The sequence below is a fragment of the Robiginitalea myxolifaciens genome (assembly GCF_900115205.1).
GTDB classification, from domain to species: domain Bacteria; phylum Bacteroidota; class Bacteroidia; order Flavobacteriales; family Flavobacteriaceae; genus Robiginitalea; species Robiginitalea myxolifaciens.
In genome coordinates this window covers 407,563-429,979 of sequence record NZ_FOYQ01000001.1, presented here as the reverse complement: position 1 = coordinate 429,979, position 22,417 = coordinate 407,563, and the positions used below count along the sequence as shown (strand labels likewise).

23 protein-coding genes are annotated in these 22,417 nt (G+C 49.4%); 9 read left to right on the top strand and 14 right to left on the bottom strand.

Features of this window, described 5'->3' with window-relative positions:
- Window positions 1–35: 35 nt before the first annotated feature.
- The 4 genes from BM318_RS01875 to BM318_RS01860 form a co-directional block, all read right to left on the bottom strand.
- Window positions 36–794 carry an anti-sigma factor gene (locus BM318_RS01875; RefSeq protein ID WP_092980219.1) on the bottom strand — a complete coding sequence of 253 codons (759 nt, stop codon included), beginning with the start codon at window positions 792–794 and terminating at the stop codon, window positions 36–38.
- Window positions 791–1,357, bottom strand: a complete 567-nt coding sequence (locus BM318_RS01870; RefSeq protein ID WP_092980218.1) for an RNA polymerase sigma factor — start codon at window positions 1,355–1,357, stop codon at window positions 791–793. The genes BM318_RS01875 and BM318_RS01870 overlap by 4 nt, the downstream gene beginning before the upstream one ends.
- Before the next feature lie 196 nt (window positions 1,358–1,553).
- Window positions 1,554–2,570: a UDP-N-acetylmuramate dehydrogenase gene (murB, locus tag BM318_RS01865; protein WP_092980216.1), complete on the bottom strand. Its 1,017-nt coding sequence runs from the start codon at window positions 2,568–2,570 to the stop codon at window positions 1,554–1,556.
- A complete protein-coding gene (locus BM318_RS01860) occupies window positions 2,560–3,759 on the bottom strand; it encodes a pyridoxal phosphate-dependent aminotransferase (RefSeq protein WP_092980215.1) in 1,200 nt (399 codons plus the stop codon). The genes murB and BM318_RS01860 overlap by 11 nt, the downstream gene beginning before the upstream one ends.
- A 125-nt stretch (window positions 3,760–3,884) precedes the next feature.
- On the opposite strand from BM318_RS01860, the gene BM318_RS01855 reads away from it, so the two are divergent.
- Window positions 3,885–5,228, top strand: a complete 1,344-nt coding sequence (locus BM318_RS01855; protein WP_092980214.1) for a PDZ domain-containing protein — start codon at window positions 3,885–3,887, stop codon at window positions 5,226–5,228.
- A gap of 85 nt (window positions 5,229–5,313) precedes the next feature.
- Here BM318_RS01855 and BM318_RS01850 read toward each other — a convergent pair whose 3' ends face one another.
- On the bottom strand, window positions 5,314–5,700 hold the full coding sequence (locus tag BM318_RS01850) for a DUF1573 domain-containing protein (protein ID WP_092980213.1): 387 nt from the start codon (window positions 5,698–5,700) through the stop codon (window positions 5,314–5,316).
- A gap of 197 nt (window positions 5,701–5,897) precedes the next feature.
- Between BM318_RS01850 and BM318_RS01845 the strand changes: the two genes are divergently transcribed.
- The 6 genes from BM318_RS01845 to BM318_RS01820 all read left to right on the top strand — a co-directional run bounded on the left by BM318_RS01845 (window position 5,898) and on the right by BM318_RS01820 (window position 13,419).
- Entirely contained in the window at window positions 5,898–8,528 is a 2,631-nt protein-coding gene (locus BM318_RS01845; RefSeq protein WP_092980211.1) for a valine--tRNA ligase, read from the top strand.
- A gap of 174 nt (window positions 8,529–8,702) precedes the next feature.
- Window positions 8,703–9,974 carry a sensor histidine kinase gene (locus tag BM318_RS01840; protein ID WP_092980210.1) on the top strand — a complete coding sequence of 424 codons (1,272 nt, stop codon included), beginning with the start codon at window positions 8,703–8,705 and terminating at the stop codon, window positions 9,972–9,974.
- On the top strand, window positions 9,967–10,674 hold the full coding sequence (locus BM318_RS01835; RefSeq protein WP_092980209.1) for a response regulator transcription factor: 708 nt from the start codon (window positions 9,967–9,969) through the stop codon (window positions 10,672–10,674). The genes BM318_RS01840 and BM318_RS01835 overlap by 8 nt, the downstream gene beginning before the upstream one ends.
- Window positions 10,675–10,730: 56 nt before the next feature.
- Window positions 10,731–11,375, top strand: a complete 645-nt coding sequence (locus BM318_RS01830; RefSeq protein WP_092980208.1) for a leucine-rich repeat domain-containing protein — start codon at window positions 10,731–10,733, stop codon at window positions 11,373–11,375.
- Entirely contained in the window at window positions 11,375–12,652 is a 1,278-nt protein-coding gene (locus tag BM318_RS01825; RefSeq protein WP_092980206.1) for a sterol desaturase family protein, read from the top strand. The genes BM318_RS01830 and BM318_RS01825 overlap by 1 nt, the downstream gene beginning before the upstream one ends.
- 2 nt (window positions 12,653–12,654) lie before the next feature.
- Window positions 12,655–13,419 carry a creatininase family protein gene (locus tag BM318_RS01820; RefSeq protein ID WP_092980204.1) on the top strand — a complete coding sequence of 255 codons (765 nt, stop codon included), beginning with the start codon at window positions 12,655–12,657 and terminating at the stop codon, window positions 13,417–13,419.
- Window positions 13,420–13,421: 2 nt separating this feature from the next.
- On the opposite strand, the gene BM318_RS01815 is transcribed toward BM318_RS01820, so the two are convergent.
- From BM318_RS01815 to rsfS, 6 genes are read right to left on the bottom strand one after another with little or no spacing between them, the layout of a single operon-like run.
- On the bottom strand, window positions 13,422–13,682 hold the full coding sequence (locus tag BM318_RS01815; RefSeq protein WP_092980202.1) for an acyl-CoA-binding protein: 261 nt from the start codon (window positions 13,680–13,682) through the stop codon (window positions 13,422–13,424).
- Window positions 13,672–14,343 (bottom strand): phosphatidylserine decarboxylase family protein, encoded by a 672-nt coding sequence (locus tag BM318_RS01810; protein WP_092980200.1) that lies wholly within the window; start codon window positions 14,341–14,343, stop codon window positions 13,672–13,674. The genes BM318_RS01815 and BM318_RS01810 overlap by 11 nt, the downstream gene beginning before the upstream one ends.
- Window positions 14,333–15,136 (bottom strand): phosphatidate cytidylyltransferase, encoded by an 804-nt coding sequence (locus BM318_RS01805; RefSeq protein WP_092980199.1) that lies wholly within the window; start codon window positions 15,134–15,136, stop codon window positions 14,333–14,335. The genes BM318_RS01810 and BM318_RS01805 overlap by 11 nt, the downstream gene beginning before the upstream one ends.
- 2 nt (window positions 15,137–15,138) lie before the next feature.
- Entirely contained in the window at window positions 15,139–15,753 is a 615-nt protein-coding gene (locus tag BM318_RS01800) for an LUD domain-containing protein (protein ID WP_092980198.1), read from the bottom strand.
- Between the two features lie 10 nt (window positions 15,754–15,763).
- The gene (gene ftsH / locus BM318_RS01795; protein ID WP_092980197.1) at window positions 15,764–17,767 is read right to left on the bottom strand and encodes an ATP-dependent zinc metalloprotease FtsH; all 2,004 of its coding nucleotides are present in this window, start codon (window positions 17,765–17,767) and stop codon (window positions 15,764–15,766) included.
- Window positions 17,768–17,770: 3 nt separating this feature from the next.
- On the bottom strand, window positions 17,771–18,148 hold the full coding sequence (rsfS, locus tag BM318_RS01790; protein ID WP_092980195.1) for a ribosome silencing factor: 378 nt from the start codon (window positions 18,146–18,148) through the stop codon (window positions 17,771–17,773).
- A gap of 88 nt (window positions 18,149–18,236) precedes the next feature.
- On the opposite strand from rsfS, the gene BM318_RS01785 reads away from it, so the two are divergent.
- A complete protein-coding gene (locus BM318_RS01785; RefSeq protein WP_092980194.1) occupies window positions 18,237–18,965 on the top strand; it encodes a biotin--[acetyl-CoA-carboxylase] ligase in 729 nt (242 codons plus the stop codon).
- Window positions 18,966–18,986: 21 nt separating this feature from the next.
- Here the strand turns inward: BM318_RS01785 and BM318_RS01780 are convergent, their stop codons facing one another.
- Both BM318_RS01780 and pyrE read right to left on the bottom strand, forming a co-directional pair.
- Complete coding sequence (locus BM318_RS01780) at window positions 18,987–19,379, bottom strand: orotate phosphoribosyltransferase (protein ID WP_092980193.1); 393 nt, start codon at window positions 19,377–19,379, stop codon at window positions 18,987–18,989.
- A gap of 1 nt (window position 19,380) precedes the next feature.
- Window positions 19,381–20,022: an orotate phosphoribosyltransferase gene (gene pyrE / locus BM318_RS01775; RefSeq protein WP_092980191.1), complete on the bottom strand. Its 642-nt coding sequence runs from the start codon at window positions 20,020–20,022 to the stop codon at window positions 19,381–19,383.
- A 7-nt stretch (window positions 20,023–20,029) separates the two neighbouring features.
- Between pyrE and BM318_RS01770 the strand changes: the two genes are divergently transcribed.
- Window positions 20,030–20,644 carry an NUDIX hydrolase gene (locus tag BM318_RS01770; RefSeq protein ID WP_092980190.1) on the top strand — a complete coding sequence of 205 codons (615 nt, stop codon included), beginning with the start codon at window positions 20,030–20,032 and terminating at the stop codon, window positions 20,642–20,644.
- Window positions 20,645–20,658: 14 nt separating this feature from the next.
- Here the strand turns inward: BM318_RS01770 and BM318_RS01765 are convergent, their stop codons facing one another.
- Entirely contained in the window at window positions 20,659–22,410 is a 1,752-nt protein-coding gene (locus tag BM318_RS01765) for a M14 family metallopeptidase (RefSeq protein WP_092980189.1), read from the bottom strand.
- Between the last annotated feature and the right edge of the window lie 7 nt (window positions 22,411–22,417).

The window sequence follows — 22,417 nt, the reverse complement described above, 5'->3', positions numbered from 1 at the left end:
AATGCATTCATCAGTCAATCGGGTTTTTTGCCCTTCTAGTACGAAAAATCGGCTACGATATTTTGAACCGAGGGCGTGGTATTGCCCCCTTTGGGCTCAATGGTTATATAGCTAATTCCTTTATCTCCATAGGGGAGTGCCATGAGTTTATCCTTATCGCTGATTTGGCCCAGAACTCCGAGGTTAACCATTTCTCCGTTTACCTCTGCCCACATCTGATAATCCTGATCTTCGGGAAGGTTAGGCAGGTTGCGAACATTGATGTAGGAAAGCTTCTTGACCGGGTTTACATAGGCGATGGCCTTTAATTCCCGAGCCTTGCGGTTGCCATTTACCATAAACTTGCGCGTGCCCGGGTTGTTCAGGACAATAAACTGGTTGCGAACATCTTCTAATTGTTCCTTCATGTCGGCTTCCAGAACCTGGATCTTGTTATTGACCAGTGCGTTTTCCTGCTGCAGGTTTTGATTTTGATTCCAGAAGAAGAACGACGCACCTGCCATGAATAACGCGGCTACACTGGCGGCAATGGAGTAATTGATAAACTTCCTGCGTCCCGCCCGTTCGCGAGCCACGCGATGCATGATTCGCTCCCGCAAGCCTTCAGGGCTTTTCACAGCGTAAAGGCGGGCGTAGGTTTCCAGGTTTTCCTGTAACTCCAAATATTCTTTGCGCACATCCGGGTACATGGCGATATAGCGTTCTACCCGGGCGCTTTCCAACTCGGTGACATTATCCATCAGATAACGCTCCAGCAGGTCGGTAGCTAAGAATTCTTGTATTTTCTCTTTCATAATCCCAGTATTAGGGTGATTATTCCAACAAAAGCGGGGTCGTAAATCTTGCGCAACTCCCGCAGCCCGATTTTTAGCCGGGACTTAATGGTGCCGAGGGGAATATCCAGTTCTTCACTGGCTTCCTGGTGGGTCATTCCCTGAAAAAACAGGGCATCAAGGACTTCCCGATATTTGGGGTCAATCTTGTCGAGTTGCTTCTGCATGTCCATCAACTCGGGACTTAACCCTTCCACACCTATTGTATATACGTCAGAAACGTCAATTTGGATTTCCTTATCCCGTTTTGTGCCGATACTGCGGACTTTGTCGATGGCGGCATTACGTGTAATCCGAAAAAGCCAGGTAAACAATTTGGCTTTGGCCGGATCGTAAGTATGTGCCTTCTTCCAGATTTTTATGAAGCTTTCCTGGACTACATCTTGCGCGATTTCCTCATTCTGGACCACTTTGAGCGCAACCCCGTATAAGGTATCCCCATAGTGCTGATAGAGGAGCGAAATAGCCTTTTGATCCCCCTCTTGGAGGAGTTCTACGATGTGCTTTTCCAGTAGTGTGCTCATGCTTTGGGGAGGACTTTAAAAAAAATCCGAAGACAAATGATCCGAATGGGCAACGCGATCCGTATATAGAGAAACGCTAAGTTATAAATTTTAATCTAGCGTTTTCCAATAGTTAGTTCGATGCATAGGAACTACTATGTATCGTGTTTTGGTTAGTTTGGTTTGGTATAACCCCTGTTACCTAAGGTTTCAGGGGTTATTTTATGATATTTACCTCCGGCGTAAGTAAAATGCCGAATTCCTTCCGTACGGCTGCCTGAATTTCCATGGCAAGGGCATAGACTTCCTCCCCGGAAGCTTCCCCGTAGTTGACCAGGACAAGGGCCTGATTTTTATGTACGCCTGCATCCCCTCTTCGGATTCCTTTGAACCCCAGTTTTTCGATCAGCCAACCGGCAGGTACTTTGGTGGTACCATCGTTTTGAGGGTATCCGGGGATTTCCGGATACCGTCCCTGTAGTTCGGCATATTTGTCCCCATTTACCACCGGATTTTTAAAGAAGCTGCCGCTATTGCCTATTTCGGCCGGATCGGGAAGTTTACGCCGGCGAATGGCGATTACGGCGTCCGAAATTTCACGGGGACCGGGGTCATGAACATTTTGAGTGCTTAATTCCTGGGTAATAGCCCCGTAATCTGTGTTTAACTGGTGGTTTCTCTTGGTGAGTTCCAGGGTAACGGACCAGATCACGTATTTCCCCTTGGCTTCCTGTTTAAAAATAGAATCGCGATAACCAAAAGCACAGGCCGATTTGTCGAATTCCCGCAGGCTTCCATCTTCCAGGGCCACCGCCTGGCAACTGTGGAAAACATCTTTGAGTTCCACTCCGTAGGCCCCAATATTCTGGATCGGCGCCGTCCCCACTTTGCCCGGGATAAGCGAGAGGTTTTCCAGTCCTCCATAGCCTTGCTCCAGGCACCACAGGACCAAACCGTGCCAGGACTCCCCCCCGGCAACTTCCAGACGAACGCGGTCCTCACTCTCCCAGACCACCTGCTTGCCTTTATTATCTATATAGAGGACTAGCGCATTGAGGTCACCGCCGAGCAGGATATTGCTCCCACCGCTTAATATAAAGGGAGGCGGAAGGTCTTTTCTGCCCAGTGCCCATTTCAGGGTCTGCAATTCCCGGACCGGGACAAAATGACTCGCAGTCGCTTCAATCCCAAAGGTGTTGTAGGGACGTAGCGAGATGTTGTGTTCAATGCGCATTGTCCGGGTAAATTTTCAGGGCTTCCTTCAGGATTCGTACCGCCTGGCGGAGTTTATCCTGTTCCAGCACATAGGCGATACGGATTTGCCGCAAGCCAAGTCCGGGACTTGCATAGAAACCTGCTGCCGGCGCTACCATTACGGTGCTGCCATCCAGCTCAAAGGATTCGAGAAGCCACTGCGCAAAGTGTTCCGCGTTGGAAAGTGGAAGTTCCACAATGCAATAGAAAGCTCCCTGGGGATGGGCTACCCGCACGTCCGGGATAGATTCCAGTTCAGCGAGTAGTAAGTTCCGCCGCTCAGAGTATTCCTGAATGACGTCATCAAAGTAAGACTGAGGGGTATCCAGGGCGGCCTCACTGGCAATCATGGCCAGCGTTGGGGGAGCCAGGCGAGCCTGAGCAAATCTAAGGGCTGCCTGCATGACCTCCTTGTTGCGGCTAATGATGCATCCGATACGCGCCCCACACATGCTGTATCGCTTGGAAACGGAGTCTACCACAATAGCATGCTCGTCCAGATTGGGTTGGGAGAGGATGGAGTGGTGTTGCTTGCCGTCGTAGGCAAATTCGCGGTAAACCTCGTCGGCCACCAGGAAAAGATTGTGTTTGCGAACGAGTTCGGCCAGTTTGGCAACCTCTTCGGCGGTGTAGAGGTATCCGGTAGGGTTACCGGGATTACACAGGAGAATGGCGCGGGTTTGAGGGGTTATACAGGATTCGAAGGCATCGATAGGGGGAAGGGCAAAGTTTGCAGCCAGGGTAGAGACAACCGGTTTTACCGTAACCCCATTTGCCGTTGCGAAGCCGTTGTAATTGGCATAGAACGGCTCGGGGATAATGATCTCGTCCCCAGGATCAGCAATACAACCCAGCACAAAGGCCAGGGCTTCTGAACCTCCTGTGGTCACCAGAATATCTTCCTTGCTGATCTGGATCTCGTGCCGCCCGTAGTATTCGGCCAGCTTTTGACGATAACGGTCACTTCCTTCGCTCCGCCCGTATTCCAGTACCTCAATGTCTGCATCCCGAACAGCCTGAAGGGCCTGTGGCGGGCTTTTTATATCGGGTTGGCCAATATTTAAGTGGATGACTTCTATCCCGCGAGCCTTTGCTGCTTCGGCATACGGGACGAGCTTTCGTATCGGGGAGGCGGGCATTTTACGGCCCTTTTCTGAGAGAAGAGGCATGAGCGCAGGTTTACCCCGCAAAAATGAGAAATAAGCGCGTATCGCACAACTACTCTTTACAGGGTGTTAAAATTGAACAGAATTTCGCGGAAAATGACTAATTTGATGAGAAATCCAATGATTTTATGGCCAAATCGCTGCTGAGATATCTGCTCCTTAGCTTGCTGCTTTGCATCAGTTTACCTGCTGTAAGCCAGGGTTTTGCATTTAATCATGGAAAGGAAAAGAGTCCTAAAATCCACTTTGAACTGGTCAATAACCTCATTGTTATCCCCCTGGAGGTAAATGGCACACCCTTGCGGTTTATCCTGGATTCCGGGGTCAAAAAGCCCATTTTGTTTAACCTTACCGATCAGGATTCCGTAGCCCTGAACAACGTTAGTAAGATAAGTTTGCAGGGATTGGGCGAAGGGGATCCTATCGAAGCCCTTAGATCTACCGGAAACGTATTTGAAATCGCTGGCTTAAAGAACCCGTATCAAGAAGTCTATGTAGTGTTAGACCGCAGTATGAATTTTTCCCCGGCCCTGGGGATCAATGTCCACGGTATTATCGGGTATGATCTATTTCGGGACCATATAGTGGAATTGAATTACGGTCGAACCTTCCTGCGTTTTCATAACCCCGATGATTTTGACGGGAAGATGCCCCGTTCCGCAATTACCCTGCCCTTAATGCTGCAAGGCAGCAAGGCTTTTGTTGAAGCAGGGGTTGTTGTCGACGGTGGGGAGGAAGTTGAGGTAAAGCTGCTTGTGGATACCGGTAGCGGCGATGCTGTTTGGCTATTTCCCGATCAGGAGGAAGGCCTGAAGGTGCCGGAGACGCACTACGAGGAATTCCTCGGTCGCGGCTTATCCGGTATAATCTATGGCAAACGCACAAAAATTGACCAATTGCGCCTCGGACCTCACGTGATAACCGATGCGAAGGCCGCTTTTCCGGATATGGCCTCCTTTAATGCGCTAAAGGATTTACAGGACAGAAACGGTTCCCTGGGAGGTGCCGTCCTGAAACGCTTTAATATGTTCATCAACTATCCGGCGGGGGAATTGACCCTGACCCGGAATGCCCGGTTTATGGATCCGTTCCATTTTAATCTGGCAGGTCTGGAACTGGAACACGCGGGAATGCGCTATATCGCTGAAAAGATCACCGATTCCCGAGGTGTGGTCCGTGAAGATCAGGGGAATTTCGGTAACGTACAGATACTTTTACAGAACACCACCAGACTTAGCCTGGTGCCCGAAATTGTGGTTTCGGCAATTCGAGCCGGTAGCCCTGCCGATGAGGTCGGTCTCCGGGAAGGCGACGTTATCCTGGCGGTAAATGGGAAACCGGTACACCGCTACAAACTTCAGGAAGTGATACAAATGATCAATGAAAAGGAAGGAAAACGGGTAAAATTGCATATTGAGCGTTTCGACAGCGATCTGGTTTTCTCCTTTGTGCTCAAAACACTTTTTAAATAACGAAGGACTTGATATAAACTAAAAACCCCGGCTCCAAGCCGGGGTTTTTCTATTTAGTTTGGGTAAAGCCTCCCAATGGCAGCATTTATCGCGTGCCGTCGGCCATGACAGTACCTTTAATTTTCAGGATTTTAGTCGGTGTATCCGCATTGGATATTACTGTAATCGCTTTGCGGATTGGTCCGACACGCTTGGTGTCGTACTTCACCTGGATTTCACCAGTTTCTCCTGGCATGATTGGCGCTTCCGGCTTTTTCGGAATCGTACATCCGCAGCTGGAACTCACTTTGGAGATTACCAGTGGGGCATCCCCTGTGTTGGTAAACTCAAAAACGCGAACACCATCGCTTCCCTTCGCGATCTCGCCATAATCCACAGTCTCAGTCTTAAACGCTATTTTGGCAGTCTTTTCCTGGGCGCTTACCGCCAGGGAAAAAAGACCTACAAAGAGTAGCAGCGCAACTTTTTTCATAGTAGAAGGTTTTGGGTGAATCTCAAATGTAGCCATTGACTCAGGAACATCCAAAATTCTTTTGTTATCTATTAACGTTACTTATTTTTGTTTCGTATTGCCAACAGGGCAATTCGAACGTTTTCGGGCCTGGGAATTCCCTTGGCCCTCTTTTTTATTAATTGTCCGGCATATTTAGACAAAAACCGTACCAAAAAATGGATCTGCCAGCGAAATACGAGCCTCAAAATACTGAAAGTCAATGGTATGACTATTGGATGAAACAGGGGTACTTTCATTCTGAACCGGACGATCGCGAGCCTTATACTGTCGTAATTCCCCCGCCAAATGTTACGGGGGTCCTACATATGGGGCATATGTTAAATAATACACTTCAGGACGTTTTGGTGCGCCGAGCGCGGATGATGGGCAAAAATGCCTGTTGGGTGCCTGGTACTGATCACGCCTCTATTGCTACGGAGGCAAAGGTGGTTGCCAAGCTCAAGGAAGAGGGAATCAGCAAGTCCGATATCGGGAGGGAAGCCTTCTTGGAACACGCCTGGGAATGGACCCACAAATACGGAGGGGTAATTCTGGAGCAATTAAAAAAACTCGGTTGTTCCTGCGACTGGGATCGCACTGCCTTTACCATGGATCCGGATATGGAGGCTTCCGTAATCCGGATATTTGTACAGCTGTTTGAGAAAGGGTTGATCTACCGCGGGTACCGCATGGTAAACTGGGACCCCGAGGCCAAAACCACCTTGTCCGACGAGGAGGTGCGTTATGAAGAACGGCAAGGGCAACTCTACCATGTGGCCTATCCGGTCGAAGGCACGGATGCCCGGTTGGTAATCGCAACGACACGCCCCGAGACAATCCTGGGCGATACGGCGGTTTGTGTTCACCCGGAAGACGAACGCTACCTCGAATTCCACGGCAAGCAAGTAAGAGTACCCCTTGCAGATCGCCTGGTACCTGTAATTCCCGACCCTTACGTAACTATGGAATTCGGTACAGGATGCCTGAAAGTGACCCCGGCCCATGACGAGAACGACTACGTACTGGGGCAAAAGCACAATCTTGAGATTATCGATATCCTGAATCCGGATGCAACCCTCAATGAATTTGGTCTGAAGTATGCGGGAATGGATCGCTTTGAGGCGCGTAAGGCCGTTGTAAAAGATCTGAAGGCTCTGGGGCAATTGGTCAAACAGGAAGACTATTCAAACAATGTGGGGACTTCGGAAAGAACCGGAGCGGTAATCGAGCCCCGGCTTTCCGATCAGTGGTTCCTGAAAATGGAGGACCTGGCCAAGCCAGCTATCAAGGCTGTGCTGGAGTCCGACGAAGTACAACTGGTTCCATCCCGGTTCGAAAATACCTACCGGCACTGGATGGAAAACGTGCGCGACTGGAATATCAGCCGCCAGCTCTGGTGGGGGCAACGCATCCCGGCCTACTATTACGGACCAGGCAAAGAAGACTTCGTTGTCGCTGAGACCGCTGAAGCCGCCCTGGAAAAGGCGCAGCAACTTCCCGGAAAATCAGATCTCAAGGCTGGTGATTTGCGGCAGGAGGAAGACGTACTGGATACCTGGTTCTCATCCTGGCTGTGGCCTATCAGTGTTTTTGGAGGTGTCCTGGAACCGGATAATCCGGAAGTGAACTATTACTATCCGACCACGGATCTGGTAACCGGTCCCGACATCCTGTTTTTCTGGGTGGCACGCATGATTGTAGCCGGATATGAATTGCGGGGCGAAAAACCATTTTCGACCGTATTCTTAACGGGTCTGGTTCGCGATAAACAGCGGCGGAAAATGTCCAAGTCGCTGGGGAATTCCCCCGACGCTCTGGCCCTGATCGAAGAATTTGGCGCCGATGGGGTTCGCGTGGGGCTCTTACTCAGCGCAGCAGCTGGAAACGACCTGCTCTTTGATGAGGCCCTGTGCCAGCAAGGGAAAAACTTTGCGAATAAAATATGGAACGCTTTCCGCCTGGTAAAAGGATGGGAAGTGGCAGATAACCCACAGCCGGAGGCTGCAAGGCTGGCCTTGTCCTGGTATGAGGCTCGTTTTAATGAAGCCCTGGCCGACATTAACGATCATTTTACCAAGTACCGGATTTCAGATGCGCTTATGACTACCTACAAGCTCATATGGGATGATTTCTGTTCCTGGCTTCTGGAACTGGTAAAGCCCGCATACGGATCACCCATTGATCGCATAACCAGGGATCAGGTAATCGCGCTTTTTGAAAAGAATTTGAAATTGCTTCATCCTTTTATGCCTTTCCTCAGCGAGGAAATCTGGCAGCACATGGGTGAGCGGGACGCCAGTACGGCCCTGATCATTTCCCCCTGGCCTGAGCAGGCAGCGCCGGATAAGTCCCTGCTGAAAGGCTTTGATTTTGCCCGGGAAGTCATTACCGGAATTCGCAATATTCGCAAGGAGAAGCAAATCCCGATGAAGGAGACCATCCGCCTTGAAGTTCTCAATGAAGAACAAGTATCCCCTGCCTGGGATGTATTGCTGACCAAGCTGGGGAACCTCGAGTCTATTGAGTACGTGACTCAGCCGCCGGAGGGTGCCTTTAGCTTTCGCGTAAAGAGCAATGAATACTTTATTCCGGCTTCGGGTGCTGTGAACCTCGACGAAGAGCTCGCCAAGATTAATGCAGAATTGGATTATACACGCGGGTTTTTAGCCTCGGTCCAGAAAAAACTCGCCAACGAGCGTTTTGTCAATAATGCGCCTGAAAAAGTAGTGGCCCTGGAACGGAAGAAAGCAGCTGACGCAGAAGCGAAGATCGAGACACTGGAGAAGAGCCTTGCGAACCTGCAGTAAAAGCGCAATCCTTTTGTACACAAACGAAAACGCCGGCTGGATGCCGGCGCTCTCGCTTGTGAATTAACTAAATCTTCTTTCTAAATACTACCTTTGATCACTTCAAAGATAATCTAAGACTCCTGTGGTTAAGGTTAGTCCGGAGTTAAAAGGATTAATGAAAGATTAATTGTTTTGAAAAAGCGGGTTCTCTTTATTGCGCTATTTGCCATTTCCCTGGCGGGACTCGCTGTTGTACAGTATCAGTACCTGCGTATTGGCCTGAATCTGGCCGGGGTTCAGTTCTCACGCAAAGTGGCTGCAGCCGGCGACGATATCCGGGCGGGTCTGTACAATCGCAACCAACTTACCTATCTGCTTGCCGGCATGTTGGAACAGGACAGCACCCGTTTCAATACCGGACTGGATCATATGGGCGATGCCTCCCGTTTCTTTCTGGAGGACTTCCTGCGCGAGAAACTGGTAGATAATGAAATCGATGCCGATTTCAGCTATGCGCTGATCACTCGAGACAGCAGTTATTACCTGAACCCGGAAACCCAAAATAAAGAAGAGTCCTCCCGCTTTGTCTATCCCATAGTTGTCGAAGGGTATTTGCCCAACACCGTGGGTCAGCGCATTATTTTACAGCTGCAATTCGAAGACCTGAATCGCTATTTTCTCACTCAGCTCAACGGACTTACCCTGCCCACACTGCTGTTTTTGATCGGGATATTTGTGGCGGTTATTTGGGGGCTTCGTACCTACTATTGGCAAGAACGCACGATTACCACTACCCAGGAATTCATCAATAACCTGACGCACGAATTACGCACACCGGTATTCTCCATTCGCCTGGCAGCAAAAATTCTGAAGGAACAGGAGCCGGAAGATCAGAAACACCTGACCGACAAGATTTTGGAGGAAAGCTCCCGCCTGTCTACCCATATCGAAAAGGTACTCGAACTGGGAAGTCTGGAACGCGGTGCAACCCCTGTGGTCCTGAAGTCCATGGACATACGTCCCGTGCTGGAACGGGTCTGCGGGGAATTTTCTTCCCAGGTTTCCCTGGAAGATATTTCGTTTACTTGGGAAATTCCTTCGGAACCCCTCCCGTTCGAAGGATCGGAGTTCCATTTGGAGAATGCGTTGCGCAATCTCCTGGATAATGCCCGCAAATACGGGGAAGGCAATCCGGTAACGCTGCGGGCAACCGTCAGCGGTAAGGAACTGGAAATTCAGGTTCGCGACTCGGGGCTGGGCATTCCTAAAACCGTGCAGGCGCGCATTTTTAAGAAATACTACCGGGCACCTCAGGGCGATGTTCAAGGAGTACGGGGCTATGGACTTGGTTTGAGCTACGTAAAGACCGTGGTCCAGCGCCACAGGGGGCGTATAGCAGTAGAAAGCACTCCCGGTGAAGGGACTGTATTTTCCGTACATTTAAGATTATCGGATCATGGCTGAGCAACCCTATAATATTGTTTTGGTAGAAGATGACGCCTCCCTCGGCTACCTGCTGAAGGAATACCTGGGGATGAAGGGCTTTGAAGTTCGCTGGATACAGGATTCACAGGAAGTTCTACCCTTACTCAAAGCGCGCGCTTTTGACCTGGTAATCCTCGATGTGATGATGCCGGGGATGGACGGCTTTACCCTGGGCGAAAAAATCCACAAGGAACATCCGGGCTTACCTTTCCTTTTCCTCACCGCACGTTCCATGAAAATCGATGTGCTCAAAGGCTTTGCAGTTGGGGCAGTGGATTACTTAAAAAAGCCAATAGACGAGGAAGAGTTGGTGGTCCGTATCGAAGCCCTGTTAATGCGTCTGGATACCCGTACGCAAGCCTCGCCACAAGGCGATGTTATGTCGCTTGGGGGCTACAATTACGATGCGCAAAACCAAAGCCTTGAGTTTAAAGGGGAACAGCAAATCCTGACCAAACGGGAAAATGAACTTTTGCGTTTCCTGGCCGCGCGGCCAAACCGGCTGAGCCGGCACGAAGACATCCTCAAAGAGCTCTGGGGGCGCAATGATTACTTTAATCGCAAAAGCCTGAACGTATTCATTACCCGCCTGCGTAAATACCTGGCAAACGACCCTGCCCTGCGTATTGAGAATGTTCACGGGCAGGGATTTATTTTTCACGTTCCCAGAGAAGCCTGAGCTTTTCCGTAACTTAGCACACAAAGCTAACAACCTGCCGCTTTAAATTTTATAACATGTATTTAAGGAAAAACCTGTTCAAAGTGCTGCTTTTGGCAGTCCTGGCAGGGTGTAGCACCGACTCGGAGTCCAATGACGAACCAGAAATGCAGGTGGCGCGCACAACAATTACCGACCCGGCATTTGAGCAGGCCCTGATAGACCAGGGATTTGACGATGCGCTGGATGGTTCTGTGCGAACCGGGGCGATTGATTTTTTAACCGATCTTAACCTGGATGGTTTGGGGATTGAGAACCTCGGGGGTATTGCAGATTTTCAAGCCCTTGTTAATTTGTCGGTTCGCAACAATGCGCTGAGCAGCCTGGATCTAAGAAACAACACCAATCTGCTTTTTGTTTGGGCAGAGAATAATCAGATCAGCTCCATCAATCTCGGGACTAATCCGGATTTCGAAAAACTGGGACTGGATAACAATCAGATGAATAGTCTGGATATTGCTGCTTATCCCGAATTTCAACTCCTTACGCTGGCCAACAATAATATCAGCAGTCTGGATGTTTCCGGAGCTCCGGACCTCAATACCCTGGCCGTCGAGGGGAACCCTTTGAGCTGCGTTCAGGTAAGTTCCGTGCAACTACAGGCCATTCCGGCCAACTGGACCAAAGACGAAACAGATAATTACGCCGAGGATTGTAACTAATGGAAGCTTACGCCACCGCACTCTTATACGCGATTCCCTTCTTCATGGTCTTGATGCTGCTGGAGATGGGCTACGGTCATTTCACCGGAAAGCAGACCTACCGCGTAATGGATACGGTGAGCAGTATTAGTTCAGGCCTTACCAATATAATCAAGGATTCCCTGGGTCTGGTTTTGGTGCTGGTGAGCTACCCTTATTTAGTGGAGAATCTGGCCTTAATAGAATTGAAGGCTACCTGGTTGGTGTGGTTGTCTGCCTTTTTGGTTATTGATTTTGCGGGATACTGGAACCACCGGCTCAGTCATCGGGTAAATATCTTCTGGAACCAGCATGTAATCCACCACAGCAGTGAGGAATTCAACCTGGCCTGTGCCCTGCGGCAATCGATTTCCAACGTAATCGGATATTTCCCCCTTTTCCTGATCCCGGCTGCCCTGCTTGGGGTGCCTGAACAGGTTATAGCGATTATTGCCCCCATCCACCTTTTTGGTCAGTTTTGGTACCATACCCAGCATATCGGGAAACTCGGCTGGTTGGAGTATATAATTGTCACCCCTTCCCAGCATCGGGTACACCATGCGATTAACCCGATTTACATCGATAAAAACCTGGGGCAAATACTCTGTATCTGGGATCGTATGTTCGGGACTTTTCAGGAGGAACTCGAAGAAGAGCCTCCCCAATACGGAGTACTCAAACCTGCTGCGACCTGGAATCCTTTGTACATTAATTTCCAGCACCTGTGGCGACTCCTGCAGGATGCCTGGCATGCACGTAGTTGGTGGGATAAAATGAGGATTTGGTTTATGCCAACGGGGTGGCGGCCTGCCGATGTGGTGGAGCGTTTTCCGCGAACTGCCATCGAAAATGTTTACGATTTCAAGAAATACCGAACCACTTCCACCCGCTTATTCCGCTATTATGTGATCTTTCAACTACTGGCGACTTTGGCCTTGTTGATCTTTATGTTTTATCACTATGGCGCCCTGGGCAATCCAGGTCTTCTGGCCCTGGGGCTCTTAGCAACCCTTGCGGTTTACGGGTATACCAGCCTGATGGATGGCGCACCCTATGGCGTATGGATTGAAACGGGAAGGGCGTTACTCGGAATCTGGCTCTTATTGTGGGGCCGGCATTTGTTAGGGGGAATGGAGCCGCTTGAATCCATCCTCGGAATTGGCCTGGCCTATTGCCTGATTTCCCTGCTTGGTGGTGTGTATTTTGGCCGGTTGCAAGCGCTTCCTACCCAGAGCGGATCCACAGTCAGAACCAGTTAAGTATGAGACCTTATATCCTGGCGGAGAACAATTGGAAATCCTTAAAGGACGATCGCTTCGAGGTCGCTATTCTCCCCTGGGGTGCCACAGAAGCGCATAACTTTCACCTGCCTTATGGAACGGATAATTTTGAGGCCGACACCCTCGCCGCAGAAGCTGCAGCTTATGCCTGGGAGCGCGGGGCAAAGGCAGTTGTTCTTCCTACTATTCCCTACGGGGTAAATACCGGTCAGTCCGATATCTACCTCGATATGAATCTGAACCCTTCCACCCAACTGGCCATCCTCGATGATTTAACGGCAACCCTTAACCGACAAGGGTTGCATAAACTAATCGTGTTCAATAGCCATGGGGGAAATAACTTCAAACCCTTACTCCGCGAATTGGGTTTGCGCTATCCGAAGATGCTCATCTGTATGACCAATTGGTTTAAAGCCCTGGACCGTGAAGCCTATGTCATTGCAAAAGGCGATCACGCAGATGCTATTGAAACCAGCCTCATGTTGAGTATTCGTCCGGAACTGGTTCTCGGTCGCGAAGACTGGGGCAGCGGGGAGTCCTTTCCATTGAAAATCGGAGCTTTTTCTTCGGATTGGGCCTGGATGGAACGCAAATGGTCTCAGGCTACTGTGGATACTGGCGTAGGGGATCCTTCCGAAGCTACGGCTGCCACAGGAGACGCCATTCGCAAGGCATTACAGGAGCAGTTGGGAGCATTTATTCTGGAATTCAGCAAGGCCGATCCAAACGATCTCTACGCGCGATAAGCCTACTTGGGTAGTTCCCGGGTTACCAGGTCTACATAGGCGCGCATCGCTTCCTCCTGGCTCATTTCCTGGGCCTGGATCAAGGCGTTGGCCTTAAAAGCATTGATCAAAGGGGTTTTACTACCGGGATTGGAAAAATTCCGGTTGGCAATTTTGTAGTAGGCGTACAGCTTAAGGAGCAAATCGGCAGGAAGCGGTTCGAGGTAGTTATTGACCCGAGCCACGGCTTTTTCAAATTCGCTATGCAGGTCTTCAGCTTTCATCCATTGAATCGGGGAGGTGAGCGATACAGGTTTTAGCCCCCTTTGCTTTTTGCTTCAACTGAACTGCGATTTGGCTATTCAGCGGCAAGAGTAAATCTACCCGAGAACCAAATTTAATAAATCCGGCGTCTTCTCCCTGATTTACCTGATCGCCTTCCTCGGCGTAGTTTACAATTCTTCGCGCCAGTGCCCCTGCAATTTGCCGGTACATGACTTCCCCGAATTTAGGAGTGCGGATAACCACGGTAGTGCGTTCATTCTCTTCGCTGGATTTCGGATGCCAGGCCACGAGATATTTTCCCGGATGGTATTTGGAATACGTAACCACCCCGCTAATCGGATAACGGGTTACGTGTACGTTTATCGGAGACATAAAAATGGAAACCTGTAGCCGTCGATCTTTGAAATACTCTTTTTCTTCGACCTCTTCAATGACCACCACCTTTCCATCTACCGGGGAAAGGATTTGGTCAAAAACCGGATTTACAAGCCGCCTGGGATTCCGGAAAAATTGCAGGATGAGCACCAGGAAAATTAAAGCCGCAACTTGAAGCAGAATCCGGAGCAACTCCGTTTCTACATAGAAGTGAGCGGCCAGGGCTACCCCTGCGGTAAGCAGAAAACTAATCAGGATTATTTTTTGTCCTTCCTTATGAAACATAGCTCAGTGCAATTAAGGTCAAATAGGCAAAGGGAGCGGCGAAAACCAGGCTGTCCAGTCGGTCTAACATGCCTCCGTGACCGGGAAGTATGGCTCCACTGTCCTTAACCCCGGACATCCGTTTGAACTTGGATTCGATCAGGTCCCCCAGGGTACCCGTACTCACCAGTACTATGGCCAGTGCCATCCATTCGCTGGATCTTAGCACCGGGGCCCACTGCCCCAGAAAGTATGCAGTAATCAGTGCAAATACAAGTCCTCCGGCAGCTCCCTCTATGGTTTTCTTCGGGGAAACCGAGGGGAATAATTTCCGTTTGCCAAGGTATTTCCCCACAAGGTACGCGAAAGAATCGTTTGCCCAAATAATCAGAAAAATACCCATGATGAGGTATTTGGCAAAAACATCGTCTTTGTAAGGGATCATTGTTAAAAAAATACATCCCCCACCCAGGTAAAACAGGGCGATGAAAAACTGCTGGACGTGGGTAAAGCTCCTTTTCTTTTTTTCGAACAGGAATACAATCAGTCCAAAGTTGACGCTTAGGGTTAGCAGCAGGAGGAATTGGATTAATCGCGGTTCTCGGGTCAGGTGAATAAATATCCACCACAGGGTGAGGTAAGCGATAAAAATATAATAGCCCCTCAGGCGTACCAAACGCTTAAACTCATAGAGGCAGGCGAGGCCAAAAACCATAAAGAGGAAGTCAAAGGCATCTGAACTCAGAAAGATAGCCGAGAGTAAGAGCAGTACGTATACCGCTCCCGTTATAAGGCGTCTGAGGACTTCGCTCATGGTTATAAATCCTCCAGCAGCAACAAATAAAGATGCTTGGAGCTACTTCCGTAGGTTAGGAAGTCCTTCGCATTTTCCTGGGTTGGCTGAAAGTGTTTAAGGGTGGTTATATTGGTGGGGATCTGGCCTTTGTATTTTTTCTTGATAAGCTTCAGACCTTCCCCGATAGACTCGATCAACTGGCTGGTTGTGGCCATTACAATAATGTTGTCGGGCAACTCCGTAAGTTTGATTTCGCGAATTTGGTTGGAAGTGACCAGGATGGAACCGTTTTGAGCAACCAGGTGTTCGCAGGTGGTCAAAAGTATGTTGGCCTTGGACAACATTTCGGTAAATCGGGTGCCAAAGGAGGAAAAGCGCTCCCGCAGGGCATCGTTCAAACAATAGAAATCCAAGGATTCCCACTGGTTTTCTTTCAGGATGTTTCCAAAGGCTTCATGGACCTCGTCGAGGGAATCGCAGTAAATAAACTTACCGCCATTTTTCTTGAACTGTATGGTAAACTTTTCGTCGACTGGAATCTTGAGGTCGGGCATGTGCTCACCTCGTGTTTGAACGGTTTCTTTGGAACGCTTTTTTTTGTTCCCCCCGCCAAAAAGAAAATCCAGAAATCCCATACTTGGCGGATTAGTTCTTTTGTTCCAGTGGTTGTTCTGAGTCCTCAGAAGCGGCTTCTTCCGGCTTTTCAAGGGTTTCCTGACCCAGGGTGTCGAACTGGCTTTCGAAAGGCCGCTTACCAAAGATCTTTTCCAGGTCTTCTTTAAAGATAACTTCTTTCTCCAAAAGTCTTTCGGCGAGTTCCGTAAGCTTTTCCTTGTGCTCTTTTAGTACAGAGATGGCCCGGGCGTATTGCTCCTCGATAATCTTGGATATTTCCCGGTCAATAATCTGGGCCGTGTCTTCACTGTACGGTTTATTGAAGCCATAAGCGTCCTGTCCGGAAGAATCGTAATAAGTCAGGTTTCCAATGGTATCATTCAGGCCGTAAATGGTAACCATCGCACGGGCTTGTTTGGTCACTTTTTCCAGATCGGAAAGGGCGCCTGTCGATATCTTATTGAAGATGACTTTCTCTGCAGCCCTTCCCCCCAGGGTGGCACACATTTCGTCCTTCATCTGCTCAGGTCGCACCAACAGTCGTTCTTCCGGCAGATACCAGGCAGCACCCAGGGACTGGCCCCTTGGGACTATAGTTACCTTGACCAGCGGAGCAGCGTGCTCCAGCATCCAGCTTACCGTAGCGTGGCCAGCCTCATGATAGGCAATGGTCTTTTTCTCTTCCGGCGTTATGATCTTGTTTTTCTTTTCAAGACCACCGACAATACGATCTACCGCATCGAGGAAATCCTGCTTGCTCACCGCTTTCTTCTCCTTACGCGCCGCAATAAGCGCCGCCTCGTTACAGACGTTGGCGATATCGGCCCCGGAGAATCCCGGAGTTTGTCGTGCAAGGAAATCCAGGTCCAGGGTTTCGGCTGTTTTGATTGGGCGCAGGTGAACCTCAAAGATTTCCTTACGCTCGCGGATATCGGGCAGATCCACATAGATCTGGCGGTCAAATCGACCGGCCCGCATCAGGGCTTTATCCAGTACATCGGCACGGTTTGTCGCGGCCAGTACAATCACATTGGTATTGGTCCCGAATCCGTCCATTTCTGTCAGGAGCTGGTTCAGGGTGTTTTCACGCTCGTCGTTAGATCCGGTGAAGTTGTTTTTACCCCTTGCCCGCCCAATGGCGTCAATCTCATCGATGAAGATGATTGAAGGGGACTTGTCCTTCGCCTGCTTGAACAAATCGCGTACCCGGGAAGCCCCAACCCCTACAAACATTTCCACAAAGTCCGAACCGGACAGTGAAAAGAAAGGTACTTTGGCTTCTCCAGCCACCGCCTTGGCCAAAAGGGTTTTTCCTGTTCCGGGAGGTCCTACGAGCAGTGCCCCTTTAGGAATCTTTCCTCCGAGGGAGGTATACTTATCCGGATTCTTGAGGAACTCCACAATTTCCTCTACCTCTTCTTTAGCTCCTTCCAACCCGGCGACATCTTTAAATGAAGTACGGGTATCGGTTTTCTCATCAAAGAGCTTGGCTTTGGATTTGCCGATATTAAATATTTGGCCTCCTGCACCGCCTCCTGCACCTCCCGACATCCTGCGCATCAGGTAGATCCAGATGGCAATGATGATTACAAACGGAAGCATTCCTATGAGCAGATCGCTGAACAGGCTGGATTCCGTAGTATAATCCACTACCGTATCCAGGTTGTTTTCCTGTTTGATTTTTTTGATGTCGTTCTCGAAATTCTGCAGATCTCCGTAGTCCAGGACGTAATGCGGAACATTCCCAGTGGAAAGGGAGAAAGGCTGGTCTACAACGTCTTCGTGAACCGTTTTTCGCAAGGCCTCATCGGTGAGGAAAACTTTGGCTTGCCGGGTATTGGTAATGATCAAGATCTTATCGATATCGCCATTACGCAGAAATTCCTGGAGCTCTGAAGTAGTGGTCTTACTACTTGGAGACAGGCTGCTGTTGCCCAAAAACTGGAATCCAAGCAGGAATACCAGTATAAGCCCGTAGATCCACCAGGAGCTGAATCTAGATTTATTTTGAGGGGATTTATTGTCTTTTGCCATGGGTTAAGAATTATAGCTGCTCTCGACCAGGGTTACTTTGGCGTCTCCCCAAAGTCCCTCGATATCGTAGTACTCTCTGGCCTGTTTCTGGAAAACGTGAACTACGACGTTTACGTAGTCCATCAATACCCATTCGGCATTGTCAGAACCCTCTACATGCCAAGGTTTGTCCTGAGCAGCTTTACTAACGATTTTTTGTACGGAATTCACGATTGCGTTGACGTGGGTATTGGAGGTGCCGCTACATATTACGAAGTAGTCGCAAACCGTGTTGTCTATCGCCCGCAGGTCGAGTAAATTAATATCCAGCCCTTTTACCTCTTCAATTCCTTCTATAATCAAGGCTATCAGCTCATCTGCGCCAGCTTTCCGTTTCTGCATCCAATCGTTTTAGTTTGTACAAAGTTATTATTTTTTTGTTTTTTAAGACCTGCTCTTTAACATTGACTTATCATCTTTAAAGCGGCCAATGAACCTTATCAAACTCAGTGCCATCGATTCCACCAACGCAGAGCTTCGGCGAAGGTTGCAACAGGATACCCTCCCAGATTTAACGGTGGTCTGGGCACTGGAGCAAACCCAGGGAAAAGGCCAACGGGGTGCCACGTGGACTACGGACAAAGGTAAAAACATGACATTCAGCATATTAAAGAGGTTTAAAGCGCTGGAGGCTACCGATCATTTTCGGATCAATATGTCAGTGTCCAATGCACTTATTAAGGCCTTAAGCACCCTGAATATTCCCGCATTAAGTATCAAATGGCCAAACGACATCTTGTCAGGCAGGCATAAAATATGCGGCATACTCCCGGAAAATAGCCTGACAGGCAACCGTATCCTGTACAGTATTATCGGGATTGGTTTGAATGTAAACCAGGAGGAATTCCCGGGACTACCCCAGGCGGGATCCCTTTTAAGTACTACAGGCACCGTTTATGACCTGGACGATGTCTTCCTTAGGCTGTATGCAAGTCTCACGACAATCTTTGCGCAAGAGGAAAACACAAGTACCCGAGAATTACGACAAGCTTACTTGAAGAACTTATTTGGATACGGGCAAACCGGTTCTTTCCAGATAGGTGACGAAATCCTTACCGGCCAGATAACCGGTGTAGATCGCGAGGGGCGATTGCTGCTGAAAATGGAGGATGGCCGGGAGGAATCCTTCGGTATGAAGGAGATCAAATTTCGCTACTAGGGGGTTGAGACCCCCTCCGGTTTACTGCTGCGCCAGGTTGGTGCTCAGGGTACCGATAAAGTTTGTAATCGGTCCTTTTACCATCATCGCCATCATGGCGTTGAATTCTCCCTGAAAAACCAGATCAACCTCACTCTGCTCCGGACCGGTTTCCCGGATATTCGCCGTTAGGGTGAAGGGAAGTTTACCGCTGGCGGCACCGAGCTCTAATTGCTCATGCGGGGTTGCAGACTTCTTTTTCAATACAATTTCCGGCATGCCTTTCAGGGCAAAGCGGAAGGTATCTTCGTCCAAAATTTCAAATGTCTGGATACTTTCAGGCATCAGGTTTTCAAAATTCCGCAAATCGGACAGGTATTCAAAAGTGTCCTTTTGGCTCTTGGCCACCTGGGCTGTTGGGGCTTCTATATGCATATCAGGGCTTCCATGTTTGTGGGGATGTACGCCAATCCCGTAAGGTTCTTAGTTGTTCGCTTTTTATATACCCGCGCGATTCGGCCATGGCAATCAGATGGTCGTAATTACTGAGGGTGTGCACCTGTAGATTTGCATCTTTGAATGCCTGCACGCTTTTGTCGAATCCGTAGGTGAATATTCCCAGCATACCCCTGACATCCAAATCTGCAGCGCGCAGGGCGTCTATGGCACGCAGGCTGCTCATCCCTGTGCTGATCAGGTCTTCGATAACGACTGTACGTTGTCCCGCTTCTGCCCGGCCTTCAATTTGATTTTGCCTCCCGTGCTCTTTGGGCTTGGGCCTTACGTAAGCAAAAGGTACTCCCAGTATTTCAGCGGTAAGAAGGCCTACACCTATGGCTCCTGTGGCTACACCGACGATCAGATCCGGGGTGCCGTACAGGGCCTCGGTTTGATGTGCCAGTGCCTCGGCAACGAACTTTCGGTGCTCGGGGTAGGAGAGTAGTATCCTGTTATCGCAATAGATGGGAGATTGCCAACCGGAAGCCCAGGTAAATGGATTTTCGGGTTTTAATTTTATTGCATTTATTTGCAGCAATACCGACGCTGTGATTCGCGCGGTTTCATCGTCTAAAATCATGTGGTAAATGTATGAAGTTTTTGTCAATGAACGCCCGCTGATCCTGACCGATAAGATCGTCGAAGTCACGGACGGGGAATACTTCATGATGAACGAGGAATCTGTCCTCAAGGCGGTTCAGGGCCTCCGGAAAGGAAAACTGACAAAGGCCTATATCTATCACCCCAATCTGGAGGAAATCCTCAATAAATTTTCCGAGACTATCCCCAAAGTTATTGCTGCAGGTGGTGTGGTAACCAACCCCGAGGGCAAGGTGCTTTTTATCTATCGCAATGAAAAATGGGACCTTCCGAAGGGGGTTATCAAGAAAAAGGAAACCCTTGAAGAGTGCGCTATTCGGGAGGTAGAAGAAGAAACGGGGGTAAAAAAGCTGAAAATCGAGAACTTCCTGCGAACCACCTATCACGTTTTTAAACGCAACGGAGAATTCCGCTTAAAAGAAGTCCATTGGTATGCCATGACTACCAACTACGACGGTAAACTCAAAGGACAAAAGAAGGAGGGAATTGTAAAAGTTAAGTGGAAAGGTCCGCGCAAAATTCAAAAGGCCCTGGAACAATCCTATATCAATATCAAAATCCTCTTCGAACCCAAGCGGGACCTGCTCAATTCAGATCAGTAGCAGCGCTGTTTGGGTTATTTCTTTTCTACACGATAGACCGGATAACTCATGTGTGCAGCTTCGTAATGTCGACTGCGTTTGAATATCCAATCTAACTGTCGGTAGCCGCTCTCCGCCAGGGTTGGATCCTGAGCTTTGGCTGAATCGAGGGCGCTTCTCAGGTTTGGATCAGCGGCTACTAATGCTGCCGCAGTATCTTCGAATACGTAGGGGGAAAATCCCTCTTTCTGTTGCAATACGGTATCGAAAAAGTTCCAGTTGAAGAAGGAATCTGTGCCCATGGGTTCCAGCGTTTCCAATAGGTACCTCAATCCGGGCTGGTCTGTGGGAATCCAGAGGTCTCCTGACCGCAAAGCCACGGAATCCTTTCGGGACTCAGTGGTCGTATTGTAGTGGAGGTAATGTCCTTCATAGGGTCGGGAGGTAGATTGATACCCGCTGATGCGATAACGGGTAACCTCTAAAACAGTGTCCTGCTCCAGGAGCTGGTAACTAATTTTATTTTGATCGAGTCGATTGCGCACTTCCTGCCATTGTTTTGGGAGGATGTATGCTTCCGGGATCAGCACTGAGTCTGCACTTTTAAAGGAATTGTAATAAGGAACTTCCCGGACAAAGGGTCTGTTGCGATCGTAAGACAGGCGGGGGAGACCAGAAATTTCACTAATTACCGTATCTGCCTCATAACCCTGAAAATTGAGCAGGCTCACCTGCGTACTGTCAATAGCCCATTTGATCGGATAGTGGGTAATGGTTTTCAGGGAATCTGAAGTTTGGGAACGGACCGTCTTTAGTTGATTGCCATTTGTGCCAACGATCCCCGCGAGCTCTTCCAACAGGATATAAGTGCCCTCGACCCGATCCGGATATGGTTTAAGCATATGGGTTTCCACCATCAAACCCGGGGTATTCCATAGGGCAGTAAAGCCTGTGGAATAGCGTGGATAATCCATAAACTGCGAAAATCCGGCATCTGGCGGACGGTTGAATACATTGACATAGGGAGTAATCGGCCAGGACCGGGCTTGAAGGCTGTCTTCGAGTTGCTTTCGGATTATCGTTTCCTGAAAATCACCCAGGGAACCCCCTAGCTTATCGGCCTGGGTAAAGAGATGCGTAAGGGTGTAAACATAGTCTGCGCCATTACTGACGTGGGTATCGATAAAAAAGTCCGGGCTTACCAGATGAAAAATCTCTGTAAAGGAACGGGCATTTCGGGTATCCATTTTTACAAAATCCCTGTTCAAATCGTAATTCCGCGCATTCCCGCGAAATCCATGGCTTTCCGGCCCATTCTGATTGGCCCGGGTCCCGCTGTTTCGATTCAGGGCGCCCCCAACATTGTACACGGCGATAGCCGTAACCACCAGATTATCGGGGATACTGACCTCCCCGATGGCGAGATCTCGGAAGAAAGCCATGCTGGCATCGATTCCATCGCTTTCGCCGGGATGGATGCCGTTGAGGATAAGCAGGATTGTCTTGTCTTGAGCGAGCCGCTGGAAATTGAAGTCGGCCTCAGGATTATAGGTGACCAGGTGTAAGGGTTCTCCACTGTCGGTTTCCCCGAGGGTTTGCAAGTGGATGCTTGGGAATTCCCGGGCAAGGCTCATGTAAAATTCGAGCACTTCGGAATAGGTCGCCGTTTGGTTTCCATTGCCCAATTCAAAAGGAGTAGGGAAATCTTTGGCTTCGTTTTGCCCTTTTTCCTCACAGGCTGAGAGGAGTAACAAACAGCAGGCCAGGGTGCTGATCAAACGCTTCATCCTTCGC

Excerpts from the sequence above, each read along its gene's own strand:
- BM318_RS01875 (WP_092980219.1), bottom strand. The coding sequence starts at position 794 with ATGAAAGAGAAAATACAAGAATTCTTAGCTACCGACCTGCTGGAGCGT.
- BM318_RS01870 (WP_092980218.1), bottom strand. The coding sequence starts at position 1,357 with ATGAGCACACTACTGGAAAAGCACATCGTAGAACTCCTCCAAGAGGGG.
- murB (WP_092980216.1), bottom strand. The coding sequence starts at position 2,570 with ATGCGCATTGAACACAACATCTCGCTACGTCCCTACAACACCTTTGGG.
- BM318_RS01860 (WP_092980215.1), bottom strand. The coding sequence starts at position 3,759 with ATGCCTCTTCTCTCAGAAAAGGGCCGTAAAATGCCCGCCTCCCCGATA.
- BM318_RS01855 (WP_092980214.1), top strand. The coding sequence starts at position 3,885 with ATGGCCAAATCGCTGCTGAGATATCTGCTCCTTAGCTTGCTGCTTTGC.
- BM318_RS01850 (WP_092980213.1), bottom strand. The coding sequence starts at position 5,700 with ATGAAAAAAGTTGCGCTGCTACTCTTTGTAGGTCTTTTTTCCCTGGCG.
- BM318_RS01845 (WP_092980211.1), top strand. The coding sequence starts at position 5,898 with ATGGATCTGCCAGCGAAATACGAGCCTCAAAATACTGAAAGTCAATGG.
- BM318_RS01835 (WP_092980209.1), top strand. The coding sequence starts at position 9,967 with ATGGCTGAGCAACCCTATAATATTGTTTTGGTAGAAGATGACGCCTCC.
- BM318_RS01830 (WP_092980208.1), top strand. The coding sequence starts at position 10,731 with ATGTATTTAAGGAAAAACCTGTTCAAAGTGCTGCTTTTGGCAGTCCTG.
- BM318_RS01825 (WP_092980206.1), top strand. The coding sequence starts at position 11,375 with ATGGAAGCTTACGCCACCGCACTCTTATACGCGATTCCCTTCTTCATG.
- BM318_RS01820 (WP_092980204.1), top strand. The coding sequence starts at position 12,655 with ATGAGACCTTATATCCTGGCGGAGAACAATTGGAAATCCTTAAAGGAC.
- BM318_RS01815 (WP_092980202.1), bottom strand. The coding sequence starts at position 13,682 with ATGAAAGCTGAAGACCTGCATAGCGAATTTGAAAAAGCCGTGGCTCGG.
- BM318_RS01810 (WP_092980200.1), bottom strand. The coding sequence starts at position 14,343 with ATGTTTCATAAGGAAGGACAAAAAATAATCCTGATTAGTTTTCTGCTT.
- BM318_RS01805 (WP_092980199.1), bottom strand. The coding sequence starts at position 15,136 with ATGAGCGAAGTCCTCAGACGCCTTATAACGGGAGCGGTATACGTACTG.
- BM318_RS01800 (WP_092980198.1), bottom strand. The coding sequence starts at position 15,753 with ATGGGATTTCTGGATTTTCTTTTTGGCGGGGGGAACAAAAAAAAGCGT.
- ftsH (WP_092980197.1), bottom strand. The coding sequence starts at position 17,767 with ATGGCAAAAGACAATAAATCCCCTCAAAATAAATCTAGATTCAGCTCC.
- rsfS (WP_092980195.1), bottom strand. The coding sequence starts at position 18,148 with ATGCAGAAACGGAAAGCTGGCGCAGATGAGCTGATAGCCTTGATTATA.
- BM318_RS01785 (WP_092980194.1), top strand. The coding sequence starts at position 18,237 with ATGAACCTTATCAAACTCAGTGCCATCGATTCCACCAACGCAGAGCTT.
- BM318_RS01780 (WP_092980193.1), bottom strand. The coding sequence starts at position 19,379 with ATGCATATAGAAGCCCCAACAGCCCAGGTGGCCAAGAGCCAAAAGGAC.
- pyrE (WP_092980191.1), bottom strand. The coding sequence starts at position 20,022 with ATGATTTTAGACGATGAAACCGCGCGAATCACAGCGTCGGTATTGCTG.
- BM318_RS01770 (WP_092980190.1), top strand. The coding sequence starts at position 20,030 with ATGTATGAAGTTTTTGTCAATGAACGCCCGCTGATCCTGACCGATAAG.
- BM318_RS01765 (WP_092980189.1), bottom strand. The coding sequence starts at position 22,410 with ATGAAGCGTTTGATCAGCACCCTGGCCTGCTGTTTGTTACTCCTCTCA.